The following is a 15,050-nucleotide window of genomic DNA, read 5'->3' as shown; positions in this document are numbered from 1 at the left end:
TCTTACAGCGCCTTGCTCACATTGATGTCGGTGATCTCATCACTGGCATCATGAATTTTCGCCAGCGCCTGCTTGGCTTCTTCCACGCTGTTGCTGGACAGTTGCGCGAACTCAAAGCGGCGCTCGCCGTTGAGCTTGTACTTGATCACGTATTTGGTAGTGGTCGTCACGGCTATTTCCTGTGAAAGGTTCAGATCAGCTCAGCTTGGTGCTGGTGCGTCGCACAATGCGGATCTTGTGGGACAACGCGGGTTTGCGGGTCACGCTGATGGCGCGGCGCGTGACCACGTCCAGGGTAATGTTCCAGAACCCGGTGCTCGGCGCGGTGATTTTGGCAGGGAACGTGTCAAAGGCGCCGCCGTGATAGGTGTGGCGGCCGCCGTTCTTGAAGCTGCGAAAATTCGCGTCGCTCATCAGACGGATATTACAAGTTTGCGAGCATTCGATGACGACAATGTCCCCCTCGTTGAGGTGCTCGCGCTGGTGGATGAATTTCATTGGGGTGTCTCCAGAAGGGCTTTTTCTGAAAAATCAGAACGATACGTAGGTTAAGATGGAGTTTATCAGCCCCAGCGCGTTTATTATCGGGTCGTCTTCAACGACGTCGACAATTAAAAACAGTTATTTACCGAGTTATCAGGGATAAATCCTACGTGGGCGGGAGAAATTTACCATCCCCGCTGTCGTAGGGTCTTTATCGGAGGTTTTATATGAAGTGGAGTGTGTTGGTGCTGGCCCTGGCGATTGGTGGGTGTGCTTCGGTCGCGGATATCAAGCAGACCCCGCCGACCTTGGTGGTCATTTCCGGAAAGAAGCCGCAGGAATACGCCGCCTGTGTAGTGCACAAACTCTCCGCTACCCGCCGGCCGCCGCAGATTGAACCGCATAAGGAAGGTGGCGTGCAGGTAATCGTGCCGCAAAAGTTTTCGGCGGACCCGTCGGCCATTTTCGAAATTGATGAACGTTCCAGTGGCAGCAGCATCAAGCTCTACGAGAGCATGTCCAACGTGCCGATCCGTCCAGGTGACGTGAAGAAGGCTGGCGAAGAGTGCATCTCCGGCTGATACGGCCCATTTCACTCACTACTTTTTAATCCGATAAAAAGCCTGGCCCCGCGAGCGTGGCGCTGGGCTTTTTTAGCGCGTTCTGCGAGTTGCCGGTGATGCCGGCATCCGTTTTTTGGGAATCTTTCATGAAGCGTGAACACGTCAGGGCTCGCCAGGCCGAAGGCCAGATAACGGCGACCCATATCATCCAGAACCCGGCCGACCTGGGGGAGTGGATTGTCTTCTTCAAAAAAAGCGGCGGCCGCAGTTTTTTCCTGGTGGACGATCAGGATGAAGTCGAGTCTTTCCCGCGCCTGGATGACTTGGTCGAGACCATTCGCGGCCTGGGCATCAAGTTTGCCGACATCCAGCTGTAGGCATAACGCTTACTTGCAGACCACAACCACGCTGCGGCCTTTGAAGTTGCCTACGTCCTGGCCCAGGGTCTTTTCACTCTCTTTGAGCGAAGGCGTGCCTTCGGTGCCGACGATACGGTAGCCGGTGCCCGCGCAGGAAGCGTCGGCTTTTTCGTAGCAACTGGCCCAGGAATTGGCTTCGCCTGAGCAGTCGACCGTCAGGCCCTGTTCGCCGTTTTTCAGATAGACGTCAGAGGTGGTGGTGCACCCGGCGAGCGCCAGTACCGCAGTCAGTGCCAGAAACTTGTTCATAAGGGTTCATCGTCGAGGGTGTTGGAGGGGACGCTGACACTGTCGTGGGGCGTTGGTGCGCGATTATAGCGAATTGCCACCTGGTGTGCAGTCGCAGAATCAAGTTCCGCGACTGCGCGACCCACGGCATGACGCCAGAAGACCGATACTTCAGCCCTCCAGGCGTGTCAGGGCACGCCCATCACCAGCACGCCGCTTCCCGTGACGGGCCCGGCCGCAGGCAGGGAGCCAGGGCGCTGGACAAGAGCAAATGTCACGTCGTCTCCGCCCACGCTGTTGGTGATGTGGGTGAGGAACGAGCTATTGACCCGCACCGCCGACCCGGCGCGCACCATGGCTGTGCCCACGTTTGGATTGCTCATCGTCAGGAGGCGTGTGTCGAATGACGAGGGCGTGCCCTTGTAGGTAATGGTGATTGGGGTGGTGATCCCGCCGGTAGGGCATGAGTAGGTAAGTCTGCGGTTACTGCGGATGGGGGTCGTCAGTGGGTCTGCGCCGATTTCCCTTTGGTTCACGTTGCCGAAGTTGATTTCGATCGGGTTGTTATTGTTGATCGTGCACGTGGAGGGGGAGACGGAGAAGTTGTTGGCGGCTGTGTACGTAAGCATGAGCCCTGTGCGCTGTGTATTGTAATTATTGGTCTGGTTCAGACGTAACACGCCAAGTACGTCACCTACTCGAACGTCAATCGGGTTCGTTGGGTTATTGCGTATCAAGATATAAGGCGTTACGTCGACAGGGACACCAAGGGCGTTATTGCGCATGGTCGAGATCCGAATGCCATCCGGAACTGGCGTATTTCGGAAAACCCCGTTGATGCGCAAACCGGTGCCCTGGCTGACGAATTTCGGACCGGGCGTCCAGGCGGGGCCAGCTTGTGCGGACGTCGCCCAATAGTCCTCCCACCAGGCAGGAGTGCCGCCGTAGGGCGTGAAACGGCATTCCAGCCTTACCCCTTCGAGGAGAATACGGGTAGTGTCCGAGCCTAGCTTTACCGTTACCGGAACTTGGAGGTTCAGCGTCCCGCCGTTATCTACCTGCTGCCATGGACCGCCGTTCACGCGGCATTGAGCTGCTTTCGCGTTTGTTGCAACAGCCATCAGCAGGCAAAGCACCGTGGCGCCATATAGTCGTTTCATTATGATCTCTCGTTGCTCCTCCCCCCGGACGTTGCCCGACGGACGTTCTGTCCGTGTTGCAAAGCTGTCCGGGAAGAGTTGAGGTTTGTCTGAGGCGGTCAGGGATAGTCCAGGGTAAATGTCGAGGTCACGGTGAAATTGCCGTGCCCAATGCTCTGGTCCCTGATTGCATCCGGCTCACCGCGCACATAGGCTTTGAGTGCAATAACATTGCTGCCATTGCTCAACGCCTGCTCGTCGCTGGCGGTATTCAAGGGCAACGGCTTGTCGTTTGGCGTTTCGATGCCAAGCCCGATGCCCGACGCGCCACTGCCACCATCGAGCGCGAACAACCCGGGCAGCGCCGGGTTTTCCCGGCCGCCCAGCGTGATGGTGACCGTTTTGCCAATCGTGGTATCGCAGTCCTCCAGGTGCACCTTGAAACCCTGGCCCCGCGTGCGTGTATTGAGGTAGAGATACTTGCTGGTGACATCCCAGAGTTGCAGGGTGATCGCTTCGTCACCCGGACGGATCGTGCAGGCCTCTTCCACCAGGTTGCCCTTGAAACTCAGGTTGTCCGCCGCATGGCCATCGGTCACCAGGCCGATGCTCAGCAGTAACGCCAGCCCGGCACATGGCCATCCTTTAGGCCCTATTGCATGTTGCATAAGCTCAGCTCCTACTCGTATTCGGCCAATAGCGTGGCCACCGCCGTAAACCTTGCGGGGGTCAGCACGGCGCCGGGCTGTTTGACGGGAACGACTTCCAGCGCCGGCGGTGACGACAGGGTGATATCCAGCGGCGTATTGAGTAGAAACGGCACGTTGTTCTGAAAGAGTCGAATACCTAAGCCCGGCACGCTGGTTTGCACCGCCGAGCCGTCAAACGCCGTCGGTGTGCCGTTGACGCTCAGTTTCAGCGCCCAGGGCAGGGTGTCGCTGCCGCAGTTGATCGCATAACCCACGCCTCGCCGGTAGTGCGTGCCGTCGACGCGCCTGATCCCGACATCCCCAAAGTCGACCTCAATCGTATTGCCCGCATCAATCGTGCAGGGAGGCGGTTCGTTCAACGTCCCGCTGAACGTCACGTTGGCCGACGCGCCGTTGCAAAGGCCTAGGGAACACACGGCGAGCAACGCTCGCTGCTGCCAACCTGTCATTGAAATGTCCTCTTCATTGATAATCGACCACCAGCGTGGCGGCCGCATCAAAGGCGCCTCCGGTCAGCTTGCTGCCCGCACGTTTGACAGGCACCGCCTGCACCGCTGGAAAGTTCGGGTAGGTAAATTTCACGACTGTATTGAGTGGCCAGTCGGCACCATTTGCGAACAGCTTTACCCCAAGGTCCGCTTTGCCGGTCATGAGCACGCGATTGTCAAAGGCTGCCGCCGTGCCCTTGAGTTCAAGGGTCAGCGCATTATTGGCGGGCGAGTTGCAGGTGACGGTGTACGGCACCGCTCGACGATAATTGACCCCGTCTACCCGCGAGGTCAGCAGGTCATTGCCAAACGGCACATCCAGCGTACTCCCGCCGTTGATCACGCACGGCGGAGGCGCAACAATGACCGCGCGGATGGTCAGGTTGCTGTCGGCGTGCACACTCTGGCTGGCGGCCCACAGCAGGCCGCCACCGATAAGAAAGGCCCGCGGGCCGGTTGGCTTAGCCATTGTCATGCCCTTACTCATAATTGAGCCTGAAGTCGACCACAGCCCGAAATGCCCCGCTGGTCAACGGTGCGGCCGTGCGCATGGGTTGAACGGTCCAGGTCTGGGTGTTGCTGCCCAGCGGGAGGAACAAGGGTTCGCCCCTTGAGCCCAGCTGGACATCCCGCCCCTGGGGGTCGGTCAAGCGCAAGCCCATTCCCGTGATGCCCTGGACCTTTACCAACCGCGGATCATCGGTATCGGCGGGTGCATAAAACGCGACCGACAGCACCGGTTGAAAGGCGCTCCACGTCAGGTTGCCCGTACGTTCGCTGCGAATACTGCCGGCGGTACGCTGACAGTCGTTGAAGCGCAATTGGAATGACACCGGCCTTGCCTGATCGCCGGGGCGTTGCAGTTGGCTGGTCGATACGGCGCCAAGGTCGATGGTTTGATGCCGTGAGGTCATTTCCAGCACGCAGGGAATTTCATGCATGCTTCCGGAAATATTCAGCATCCCGCTCATGCCCTCGACATCCTCGGCTTGCGCGCCGCCCACAGAGGCCAGGAGCAGCCCGCCCAAGGCCTTCACAGTGTGTGACTTCATGGTGTTCTCCGGCGGCAGGCGCTACTCATTGGGCGTTGATGCTTGCGCGTTCACCTTGCAGGTGTCGCCGCTGCAGGTGAAGGCCATCAGCGGGCGGCCGCCGTAATCATTCACGTAGGCCAGGTAAGGGGCCGCGCCGAGCGCCTTGGCGGTGGGCCCCAAGGTCAGCGAACCTTTTGGTGGGACCATCAACGGCTCGAAGCCCGGTGCGGTTTTGCCGTCCTTGGTGCTGCGCGCATCCACCAACGTGACGTAGTAAGGCGTCGGGTTACTGACTGTGTAGTGCTCACCGGCGCGCGTCAGGGTCAGTTTTTCCTGCCAGGGGTTGGACAGGTCTTGCTGACTCGGCGCAATGGCCTGCGGTCGATAGAACAATTTGATCCGGGTCTGCAGCGCAATTTGCAGGGTGTTGGACTTATCGCTGCGCGGCGGAATTTCCCTGAGGTTGAAGTAGTAGACCGTCTCCCGATCCTGCGGTAAGGATTTGGCCGCCGGCAGCGCCTGGACCTTGACCTGACTTTGCTTGCCTGGCTCCACACGCTGAACCGGCGGTAGCACGACCAAGGGCGTGGTGATCTTTTGACCGGCTTCATCTTCGATCCAGCCTTGGGCCAGATACGGTAACTGGGTGTTGTTGTTCGTGATGTTCACGCTGGTGGCGTCCTTGCCGCCATCAAAAATCACCCGGGTACGGTCCAGCCCGATCGCGGCGTTGGCACTCTGGCTCAAGCCCAGGGCCAGCATCACGCAGGCCGGGAGTGTGTAGCGCGTGTTCAGCATCATGAGGATGTTTTCTCCGTATCGTTACGCGTGCCGGTCAGTGCATCCGGCTCGGGCAGGGATTGATCACGGGCTACCATTCGGCAGCCCAGTTGCAGGGCGTCGGTCAAGCCATCAGTAGGTAGAAGGACGGGGAGGGTGACGATGCACTGCTCTGAACCACCCCAGCTGACGGTCATCTCTGCGCCAGGCTGGATGCCGCTCAGGTAGACATTGCCGCCGTCGTTGACGATGCCGGTGTCTTGCTGCTTGAGGTTCTTCACCGTCGCGCCGAAGGGCGGTGAGCTGCCGTCCGGCAGACGAACCACCGCCATGGCTTTTTCACCGGCAATCACCGCCAGGGACCGGTAGCCGATGGCGCCTTCGGTGAGCGTCAGTTGCGTGACCGATTGGGTGGCTTCAACATTGCTTGGCAAGCGTTCCAGGTCGACGCTGGCCGCCATCCGCTGATAACTGCCGATGTCGGAAATGACCGCTTTGCCGAAGGCGTTGCTACGGGTCGGTGTGCCGTAACCGCGCACGGGCACATCGGGTACCCCGCCGGTATCGACCATCAGGCGGGTGCCGCCCGTGCTGTTGGTACGATGCAATGCGCCACCGTAAGGCGTCAGCGTACCGCCGCCGCGAGCGGACACTCCGAGGGTGGTGTAACCGCCTTCTTGCTTGCTGGCGGCGACGTCGATGTCCGCCTGGTCACCGATATGGCTCAGGTAACCGCTGGCGGCGTTGTTGCCAGCGCTGAGCTGGTAGCTGTTGCGTTCATCCAGGCGATCGGCGTAGCGCGTGGCGAAACGGTTATCGCCTGCGGCTCTGTTGGCGTCCATCGACAAGGTACCGCTGCGCCCCAGGGGCAGGCTGACCGTCAACGCTATGCCGTTATCCTTATAGTTATATTCCTGAGTGCGATGAAGGTTCAGGGACAGGTTCATGTTCTTGACAGTGCCGACATTGAAGTAACGTGACACGGACAAGTTCCAGCGCTGGGTGGCGGGCCGCTCCCAATAGGTTTGTTTGTTATAACTGGCGTAGACGGTGGCGCCTAAATCACGAAAATGCTTGTTGATCGTCGCTGTATAAAGCGCCTTGCTGCCGCCAATGGGCTTCCAGTTTTCTGTGTACCCATCGTACTTGTAGCGCCCGGCGAGCTCACCGTTCCTCCCGTAATGGCGAGCATCCAAGTACTCACTCATGCTCAAGTAATTCTTTTCAGAAAAACGGTAGCCGGCGAAGGTTATCTGGCTGTCGTATTGTTCAAAGTTCTTCGAATATTGAAGGCGGTAGGACTTGCCCGAGAGTGTCTCGTGCCACACGTTTGCGCGGGCTTGGGTCACGTCCACCGAGACGGCACCGAACACCAGCAAGTCTCGACCTGCACCGACCGTCAGGGCGCGGTAGTTGTTATCGGTGATGCCACCACCAAACAGCGACCAGCCGTTACTTACGCCCCAGGAGAACTCGCCCGAACCGAAAACGTCGCCATCACCGCCGTATTGCAGGTCGGAAGGGCGTCCGGTGGCCAGTTTGTAGCGAACGTGGCCTGGGCGAGTGAGGTAGGGGACGCCTGCCGTGTCGATCTGGAAGTTGTGTACCGAACCGTCCTGTTCTTCCACGCGCACGTCCAGCCGGCCGGACACCGCGTCATTAAGGTCCTGGATACGAAAAGGGCCCGCGGCAACCAGCGTTTCATACAGCACGCGGCCTTGCTGGCTGATGATGACCCTTGCATTGGTCTTGGCAACACCGACAACTTCCGGCGCGTAACCGCGCAAGTTGGGTGGCAGTTGGCTCTCATCGGAATTGAGGGCTGCACCGGTAAAGCGGAAGCTGTCGAAAAGGTCCGAATACAGATAGTTCTCGCCCACCACCAGGCGTGCCTTGAGCGCAGGGATGGCGCGATAGGCGTAGTACCGACTCCATTCCAGCCTGGAACGCCTGTCTGCCCGTTCGCGGTCTTTGTCGACACGCCCCTGCCAATCCGCCCGCAAGCGCCAGGCTCCGGCATTGGCACCCAGTGTTCCGTTGCCACTCAAATCGTTGCGCACCCGGTCATTCTTCTGGTGGCTCGATTGCGCCGTCATGTTGTAGTCGATCAACAGCCCGGGCACCCCTTCATCCCAGCGAGAGGGCGGGTCCCAGTTGATGGCGCTGTACTCAAGGTAAGCTTGCGGCAGGTTAATGTTCAGCGTGGCGGTCGCCAGGTCGCCATTGACCTGCATGCCCGGCAAACCCCGGATATCCAGGCATTCCCCGCCTTTCCACCAAACAAGTTCTGCGGCAACGGAGGCTTTCAGGCCCAGTTGCTCCACAAGGCCGGCCGATAAACAGGCCTCACTGCCTTTGGGATCGTTGTCGGGCGGGTAGAACGCTATCGATTGTTCAGAAAGCGATTGCTGGTTTATCTGCACCACCATTGAATAAGTCCCCGGCAGGATAAAACCGCTGCGTGCAAACTGGGACAAGTCAATATTAGTGCGATCAATCAGATCCAGAACATCCGTATTAAACTCAATATCCCCGGCAGCCAATGCCGATCCCGCCACGGATATCAACCCACCAAACAGGCTTGGGCGAAGCGTATTTTTGATCTTCGACGCATTCAACATGAAAGCAGTCCATCAATGTTCAAAAGTAATCCAACTTGAATCGCACGGCGGCGCCGTGGGCACCCGGCACAAGTTGCAGTCCGTTACCGACCAGGCGAATCGTGTAGTGCAGGGTCATGTCGCCTTCAGTCAGCGGAAGCAGCGCCATGGGTTCGCCTGGAACGCTCTCCTGGCCGGCGGCGTCCCAGATATGAAAGGCAACCCCCTGTGAGAAACCCGAGGCGGCAAACGAGCGGCCCTCCCGGTCGCGGGGACCGTCAAACGTCACCTGCAGATGCTGCCAGTCCGGCAGGCTTGCACCGGGGCGCTGCGGGTCCGGACGGCTCAGCGAACAGTTGACCAGGCGCAACTGGAAGGGATGGGGTTCCCCCATCGTATTGCGCAGAATCCGGCCTATAGGCTCAGGCGCCATTTCGATGGACTGGTCGGCGCTGGCCAACTCCAACCCGCACGCCGAGTCGATGACTTCTCCGCCCAGCGTGACGACGCCGTCGCCCTGCGCTGGCGGCTGCGCGTTCGCGTCAGGGCTGATGAGCAATGCCAAGCATGAGGTGATGGCAAGGTGTTTGAGTGTTTTCACCTTTATCTCCCGTCAGCTTCCCCCCGCCCTGTGAATGGCGGGGGGAATCACTTACTGATAAGCCAAGGTGAAGTTGGTGACTGCGCTGAAATCGCCGGGAACAATGGGGGCCGTCGCGGCACCTTGTACGTAGGCGCCGAACTCGAGCGTGTTATCCCCGGCGACAATGGCTTGCGGCGTCGTGGCGACGCCCAGCTCGATGGGCTTGCTGCCGTGGGTCATCATGATGCCGATGCCGCCCGCGCCACCGACGGTGCCGATCGCACCTGGAACAGCACTTGATGGCGCCGCGGTAAAGGTGGTGGTCACGGTATTGTCGGTAAGGCCAGTGAGATCGCAGCCTTCCAGTTCAATCAATACACGGCGGGCTTCGGATTTGCCGCCCGTTTGCAATTGATGCTTTGCAATTGCCCCCAGATGAACGGTCTGATCCACGGAGTCAGGCTTGATCGAACAGGCACCCGAGTGCACCGAACCCAAGAATGTGACTGTTCCATCCGCCGCCTGGGCAGCGGACATCGAGCCCATCAGCAGCCCGATCGACAACAGTGCAGTTTTCATTTCAATTTTCATCAGCAAAGACCCATCTGTTAATAACGTCGTAAAGGATCCCTGCAGGCAGGCGTGGACCGAACCGTCGTTCTTAAAGTTAAAAACGTGCAGGGAACTCAGCTCGCCGCTGACCAGAGTGCAGGTTGGGAAATGCTAATTTTCCAACTAGTTGTATTGCCACTCGGGACTGCGTTCGAACGCCGGCAATTGTCAGGCTTGCCTCAAAAAAAGTAAGTCGCCCGATTCGCTTAGTTGCGTAGCCGTGTTATTTCGAGATGTGTAAGAGGAATATGGCATTTTGCCAAAAATCAATAATTGACTGTCGGAAATTGACTACATTCGGGCGTGGAAGCACAAGCTGTTATTACTTCCGTCAGAATAGGATTACATTTTCGGGAATACAATATTGATCAAGGGGCTTTGTGTAACCGCGCAACTGCCGTCTCAATTAGCCTGCCTCTAATAAGCGCCCACAAAAAAGCCCCGTAAACGGGGCTTCATGTACACGCTTGCGGAACTTACTTGCCCTTGGGCCGTTTGCTCGACGCATGGCCTGCTTCATCCACAAATACTTCGGCTACCGCAATCGCCTGGCTTTCGGTGGCAAAGGCTCCGGCGACGCTGTCGCCGTGGAAGTTGATCAGGTGCCAGCCGTCCTCGCGCTGCGTGATCAGGTAGCCGTTTACGCCTTTTGGTTCTGACATCTATCAATCTCGTGGTCTGGTTCAAGGGCGTAATGATAGCGCCAAATGTCACAGGACCGCGCGCGTTATTCTCGGTCAGTGTGCCGGGGACGAAAGCGTGCTAAAAGGGTCGCAGCCCTTGAAACACCGAGGTGCAGGCAATTTTGCCCTGCCGGTGGGAACCCGCTTCGCAAGATTAGCGGAACTTACGCCGACATTTTTTCTCTATGATGACATCGCAACGCCAGCAGGAGCCATTGTAAGGTGACTGCGGCCTGATTAGACTGCGCCGAATTCCGTACACACAGCCCTATGTAAGGACCCATATGATCAAGAAATGCTTGTTCCCAGCAGCCGGTTACGGCACTCGCTTCTTGCCAGCGACCAAAGCCATGCCCAAAGAGATGCTGCCGGTGGTGAACAAGCCACTGATTCAGTACGGGGTCGAAGAGGCATTGGATGCCGGTCTGAACGAAATCTCCATCGTGACCGGCCGCGGTAAGCGCGCGCTGGAAGACCACTTCGACATCAGCTACGAGCTGGAAAACCAGATCAAGGGCACCGACAAGGAGAAATACCTGGTCGGCATCCGCAAACTGCTGGACGAGTGCTCGTTTTCCTACACTCGCCAGACGCAGATGAAAGGCCTCGGCCACGCCATCCTGACCGGTCGCCCACTGATCGGCGACGAGCCGTTCGCCGTGGTGCTGGCGGATGACTTGTGTGTCAACCTCGACGGTGACGGCGTGCTGACCCAGATGGTCAAGCTGTACCAGAAATACCGCTGCACCATCGTTGCGGTCATGGAAGTGGACCCATCGCAAACCAACAAGTACGGCGTGATTGCCGGTGACGACATTGGTGACGGCCTGATCCGCGTCCGTGACATGGTCGAGAAGCCAGCCCCTGAAGACGCGCCATCGAACCTGGCCATCATCGGTCGCTACATCCTGACGCCGGACATCTTCAAGTTGATCGAAGAAACCGAGCCGGGCAAAGGCGGCGAGATTCAAATCACCGACGCCCTGATGAAGCAAGCCAAAGACGGTTGCGTCATCGCCTACAAGTTCAAAGGCCAGCGTTTTGACTGCGGTGGTGCTGAAGGCTACATCGAAGCGACCAACTTCTGCTTCGAGCACTTCTACAAGACTGGCAAGGCTTACTGATCCACGTCAGCCAGCCTGTTCCAAGAGAAAGCCACCTTCGGGTGGCTTTTTCGTTTTTCAGCCCCATGTAAGGCGGTATGCTGATGTCCTGCCGAGGAGAGTGAAATGGCCTACGATTTTGACCTGTATGTAATTGGCGCCGGTTCCGGCGGTGTGCGTGCGGCACGTTTTGCTGCGGGTTTTGGTGCCAGGGTGGCCGTGGCGGAAAGCCGCTACCTGGGTGGCACCTGTGTCAACGTCGGCTGCGTGCCGAAAAAGCTGCTGGTATACGGCGCGCATTTCTCCGAAGAGTTTGAGCAGGCCAGCGGGTTTGGCTGGTCGCTTGGCGAAGCGAATTTCGATTGGGCGACTCTGATCGCGAACAAGGACCGTGAGATCAACCGTCTCAATGGCATTTATCGCAACCTGCTGGTCAACAGTGGCGTGACTCTGCATGAGGGGCATGCGCGCCTGGTTGGTCCGCATCAGGTCGAGATCAACGGCGAGCGTTTCACCGCCCAGCACATCCTGATTGCTACGGGCGGCTGGCCGCAGATTCCGGAGATTCCAGGGCATGAACACGCCATTGGCTCCAATGAAGCGTTTTTTCTCAAGCAATTACCCAAGCGCGTACTGGTCGTCGGCGGCGGTTACATTGCCGTTGAGTTTGCCGGTATCTTCCACGGTCTGGGCGCCCAGACGACGCTGTTGTACCGCGGCGACCTGTTCCTGCGTGGTTTCGACGGCTCGGTGCGCACTCACCTCAAGGAAGAGCTGACCAAGCGCGGCCTCGACCTGCAATTCAACGCCGATATCGAGCGTATCGATAAGCAAGCCGATGGCAGCCTCAAGGCCACGCTGAAAGACGGTCGCGTACTGGAGGCCGATTGCGTGTTCTACGCCACCGGCCGGCGTCCGATGCTGGATAATCTCGGGTTGGAACACACCGGGGTCACGCTCGACAAGCGTGGTTTCGTTGAAGTGGACGACCTTTACCAGACCGCCGAACCGTCGATCCTGGCCATTGGTGACGTGATTGGTCGCGTGCAGTTGACGCCGGTTGCCCTGGCTGAAGGCATGGCGGTGGCGCGACGCCTGTTCAAGCCTGAGCACTATCGCCCGGTGGATTACGCAATGATCCCGACGGCGGTGTTCAGCCTGCCGAACATCGGCACGGTTGGCCTCACCGAAGAAGACGCGAAAGCGAAGGGCCATAAGGTGCAGGTCTTCGAAAGCCGTTTCCGGCCGATGAAGCTGACCCTGACCGACTGCCAGGAAAAGACCCTGATGAAACTGATCGTCGACGCCGACTCCGACAAGGTGCTGGGTTGCCATATGGTCGGCCCGGATGCCGGCGAAATCATCCAGGGCCTGGCGATCGCGCTGAAGGCGGGCGCGACCAAGCAGCATTTCGACGACACCATTGGCGTGCACCCCACGGCGGCCGAAGAGTTTGTCACCATGCGTACGCCTGTGGCGGGCTGATCAAGCGTCGGGCGTTACCTCTGGCGTCGCTGCAACGGCGGCCGCCAGGCGCAATGCCTCGATACTGGCCTGGGCCTTGACCAGGTCCAGTTCCAGGCGCTTGTTGGCGTGCTGGTGCTCGGTCAGCGCCTGTTGGCGCGACTGGCTTTCCAGCAAGGCAACCCGCAGACGCTCCTGAAGCAGGGTGCGTTCGCTGTCAATCAGGCTGACCTGTTCGCTCAGCTTGAGCTGATGGGTCTGGTCTTTGCGCGATTGCTCTTGCAGCGCCGCCAATTCCTTAGCAGTCACCCGATGTTCGATCAATAGCCGCTCATTGTCGCGATGCAGTTGGGTGATCTCGTCCTGGCGCACCATGGCGCTCTGCTGAGCCTGGCGCAACTCCGCCTGTACCTGTTGCAACTGGCCTTCATGACGGCGTTGTTCCTGTTCGCGCTGCTCCTTGATCGCGTTGCGGTAGTGCTCCAGCGCATCGCGGGCGTGCAGATGTTTTTCTTCCAACGAGCGGATCTGTTCGTCCTTGTCGCTGATGCGTAGCTCGTAATCGCTGCACGCCTGGCTCAGCCCGGCATTACGGGTTTGTTCGGTCTGCAGGCTGGTGCTGGCGGTTTGCAGTGCAGCGCTTTGTTCCGCGAGGGCGGCGGCCTGGATATCGAATTGCTGCTTGAGTTGGCCGTGGGCCTCTTCAAGGGCTTCCAGTTGGGCGAGCAGGGCGGCTTTGTGCTGTTCGAATTGCGCCAGGGCCAGGTCGATAGGCTCCTGGGCTTTCTCTTTCAAGCGCTGGGCCAGGCGCGCAACCAGTTCGCCGAGCTCGTCATCGATTGGCGCTTCGGTGATGGTGAGGCGCGTCTCGCTCTCATCCAGTTCCTTCAGGTAGCGATGAATGGTGGTTTTAGAACCGGTGTTGCCCATTTCGATGCGTACCGCGTCGATGCTGGGGTTTTCGCCGCGGGCGAGGATCGCCAAGCGTGCCGTTTGAACAACTGCTTTGTTTATGCCGCCGCGAGCCATGGGATCTCCGTCGATTTGGTACTGTGGTATGTATTATGTACATACATACTATATCAGGGATTAAAACGCGTTGAAATTCATGATTTAACAGATGGGATATTGGCGTATTATCCCGTGTCATGCGCTTTGAATCCGCCAATGCGCCCGCGAGCAGTACGAATAGGCCCCCCATGAGCGATCTGGACCGTTATCTCAACGCCGCCACCCGCGACAACACGCGACGCAGTTACCGCGCGGCCATCGAGCACTTCGAAGTGAGTTGGGGCGGGTTTCTGCCTGCGACCAGCGACAGCGTGGCGCGCTATCTGGTCGCGCATGCGGGGGTCTTGGCGGTCAATACGTTGAAGCTGCGGTTGTCGGCATTGGCGCAGTGGCACACCAGCCAGGGCTTTCCCGACCCGACCAAAGCGCCCGTGGTGCGCAAAGTGCTCAAGGGCATTCGTGCCGTGCACCCGGCGCGACAGAAACAGGCCGAGCCGTTGCAGCTCAAGCATCTGGAGCAGGTGGTTGCGGCGCTTGAGGTCGAAGCGAAAGAGGCGGCTGCGGCACAAGACTCGCCGCGATTGCTGCGCGCCAAGCGCGACACTGCACTGATCCTGCTGGGCTTCTGGCGCGGCTTTCGCAGCGATGAGTTGTGTCGCCTCGCCATCGAGCATGTCCAAGCCGCGCCAGGTGCCGGCATCAGCCTGTACCTGCCGCGCAGCAAAAGCGATCGCGACAACCTCGGCAAGACCTATCACACCCCGGCGCTGCTGCGCTTGTGCCCGGTGCACGCCTACAGCGAGTGGCTCAGCGCCTCCGCGCTGGTGCGTGGCCCGGTGTTTCGTGGCATTGATCGCTGGGGCAACCTGGGAGAGGAGGGGTTGCACCCCAACAGCGTGATCCCGCTGCTGCGCCAGGCGCTGGAGCGCGCCGGCATCCCTGCCGAGCAATACACCAGCCACTCGCTGCGCCGGGGTTTTGCGACGTGGGCCCACCGCAGCGGTTGGGATTTGAAGTCACTGATGAGTTACGTCGGGTGGAGCGACATGAAATCCGCCATGCGCTATGTTGAAGCAACGCCCTTCCTTGGGATGACGTTGGCGACTCAACCGCTTCTTTAGGGTTTCTTCTATTAATACAGTCACCTGAT

Annotated in this window: 19 protein-coding genes; 5 read left to right on the top strand and 14 right to left on the bottom strand. The window is 59.0% G+C overall.

Annotated features, from left to right (window positions below):
• Positions 1-2: 2 nt before the first annotated feature.
• Both KVG91_RS24115 and KVG91_RS24110 read right to left on the bottom strand, forming a co-directional pair.
• Complete coding sequence (locus KVG91_RS24115; RefSeq protein WP_090219980.1) at positions 3-170, bottom strand: hypothetical protein; 168 nt, start codon at positions 168-170, stop codon at positions 3-5.
• 25 nt (positions 171-195) lie between these two features.
• Positions 196-498, bottom strand: coding sequence for a DUF1883 domain-containing protein (locus KVG91_RS24110; protein WP_027606593.1), 303 nt, complete (start codon positions 496-498; stop codon positions 196-198).
• A 212-nt stretch (positions 499-710) separates the two neighbouring features.
• Between KVG91_RS24110 and KVG91_RS24105 the strand changes: the two genes are divergently transcribed.
• Both KVG91_RS24105 and KVG91_RS24100 read left to right on the top strand, forming a co-directional pair.
• Entirely contained in the window at positions 711-1,064 is a 354-nt protein-coding gene (locus tag KVG91_RS24105; protein WP_169378736.1) for a hypothetical protein, read from the top strand.
• A gap of 128 nt (positions 1,065-1,192) precedes the next feature.
• Positions 1,193-1,423 (top strand): hypothetical protein, encoded by a 231-nt coding sequence (locus KVG91_RS24100; RefSeq protein ID WP_025856013.1) that lies wholly within the window; start codon positions 1,193-1,195, stop codon positions 1,421-1,423.
• Positions 1,424-1,432: 9 nt separating this feature from the next.
• Here KVG91_RS24100 and KVG91_RS24095 read toward each other — a convergent pair whose 3' ends face one another.
• The 11 genes from KVG91_RS24095 to KVG91_RS24045 form a co-directional block, all read right to left on the bottom strand.
• A complete protein-coding gene (locus KVG91_RS24095) occupies positions 1,433-1,714 on the bottom strand; it encodes a hypothetical protein (RefSeq protein WP_169378735.1) in 282 nt (93 codons plus the stop codon).
• A gap of 167 nt (positions 1,715-1,881) precedes the next feature.
• The gene (locus tag KVG91_RS24090) at positions 1,882-2,853 is read right to left on the bottom strand and encodes a fimbrial protein (protein WP_169378734.1); all 972 of its coding nucleotides are present in this window, start codon (positions 2,851-2,853) and stop codon (positions 1,882-1,884) included.
• Positions 2,854-2,951: 98 nt separating this feature from the next.
• Complete coding sequence (locus KVG91_RS24085) at positions 2,952-3,500, bottom strand: fimbrial protein (protein WP_169378733.1); 549 nt, start codon at positions 3,498-3,500, stop codon at positions 2,952-2,954.
• Between the two features lie 11 nt (positions 3,501-3,511).
• Positions 3,512-3,991: a fimbrial protein gene (locus KVG91_RS24080; protein WP_169378771.1), complete on the bottom strand. Its 480-nt coding sequence runs from the start codon at positions 3,989-3,991 to the stop codon at positions 3,512-3,514.
• A gap of 13 nt (positions 3,992-4,004) precedes the next feature.
• Positions 4,005-4,499, bottom strand: a complete 495-nt coding sequence (locus KVG91_RS24075) for a fimbrial protein (RefSeq protein ID WP_169378770.1) — start codon at positions 4,497-4,499, stop codon at positions 4,005-4,007.
• A gap of 10 nt (positions 4,500-4,509) precedes the next feature.
• Complete coding sequence (locus KVG91_RS24070; protein ID WP_169378732.1) at positions 4,510-5,082, bottom strand: fimbrial protein; 573 nt, start codon at positions 5,080-5,082, stop codon at positions 4,510-4,512.
• A 21-nt stretch (positions 5,083-5,103) separates the two neighbouring features.
• Positions 5,104-5,865 carry a fimbria/pilus periplasmic chaperone gene (locus KVG91_RS24065; protein WP_169378731.1) on the bottom strand — a complete coding sequence of 254 codons (762 nt, stop codon included), beginning with the start codon at positions 5,863-5,865 and terminating at the stop codon, positions 5,104-5,106.
• Entirely contained in the window at positions 5,862-8,465 is a 2,604-nt protein-coding gene (locus KVG91_RS24060; protein WP_169378730.1) for an outer membrane usher protein, read from the bottom strand. Before KVG91_RS24060 ends, KVG91_RS24065 begins: the two co-directional genes overlap by 4 nt.
• A gap of 19 nt (positions 8,466-8,484) precedes the next feature.
• Positions 8,485-9,045 carry a fimbrial protein gene (locus KVG91_RS24055; RefSeq protein ID WP_169378729.1) on the bottom strand — a complete coding sequence of 187 codons (561 nt, stop codon included), beginning with the start codon at positions 9,043-9,045 and terminating at the stop codon, positions 8,485-8,487.
• Positions 9,046-9,096: 51 nt separating this feature from the next.
• Positions 9,097-9,606, bottom strand: a complete 510-nt coding sequence (locus KVG91_RS24050) for a fimbrial protein (RefSeq protein WP_169378769.1) — start codon at positions 9,604-9,606, stop codon at positions 9,097-9,099.
• A gap of 509 nt (positions 9,607-10,115) precedes the next feature.
• The gene (locus KVG91_RS24045; protein ID WP_169378728.1) at positions 10,116-10,301 is read right to left on the bottom strand and encodes a hypothetical protein; all 186 of its coding nucleotides are present in this window, start codon (positions 10,299-10,301) and stop codon (positions 10,116-10,118) included.
• A 305-nt stretch (positions 10,302-10,606) separates the two neighbouring features.
• Here KVG91_RS24045 and galU point away from each other — a divergent pair, with 305 nt between their 5' ends.
• Positions 10,607-11,446 (top strand): UTP--glucose-1-phosphate uridylyltransferase GalU, encoded by an 840-nt coding sequence (gene galU, locus KVG91_RS24040; protein ID WP_046068218.1) that lies wholly within the window; start codon positions 10,607-10,609, stop codon positions 11,444-11,446.
• A gap of 105 nt (positions 11,447-11,551) precedes the next feature.
• Positions 11,552-12,910: a glutathione-disulfide reductase gene (gorA, locus tag KVG91_RS24035; protein WP_169378727.1), complete on the top strand. Its 1,359-nt coding sequence runs from the start codon at positions 11,552-11,554 to the stop codon at positions 12,908-12,910.
• Here gorA and KVG91_RS24030 read toward each other — a convergent pair whose 3' ends face one another.
• Positions 12,911-13,918: a DNA-binding protein gene (locus KVG91_RS24030; RefSeq protein ID WP_169378726.1), complete on the bottom strand. Its 1,008-nt coding sequence runs from the start codon at positions 13,916-13,918 to the stop codon at positions 12,911-12,913.
• Positions 13,919-14,088: 170 nt separating this feature from the next.
• Between KVG91_RS24030 and KVG91_RS24025 the strand changes: the two genes are divergently transcribed.
• Positions 14,089-15,021, top strand: a complete 933-nt coding sequence (locus tag KVG91_RS24025; RefSeq protein ID WP_169378725.1) for a site-specific integrase — start codon at positions 14,089-14,091, stop codon at positions 15,019-15,021.
• Positions 15,022-15,050: the final 29 nt, after the last annotated feature.

Source organism: Pseudomonas azadiae (assembly GCF_019145355.1).
GTDB lineage: Bacteria > Pseudomonadota > Gammaproteobacteria > Pseudomonadales > Pseudomonadaceae > Aquipseudomonas > Aquipseudomonas azadiae.
This window is presented reverse-complemented; position numbering and strand designations above follow the sequence as displayed.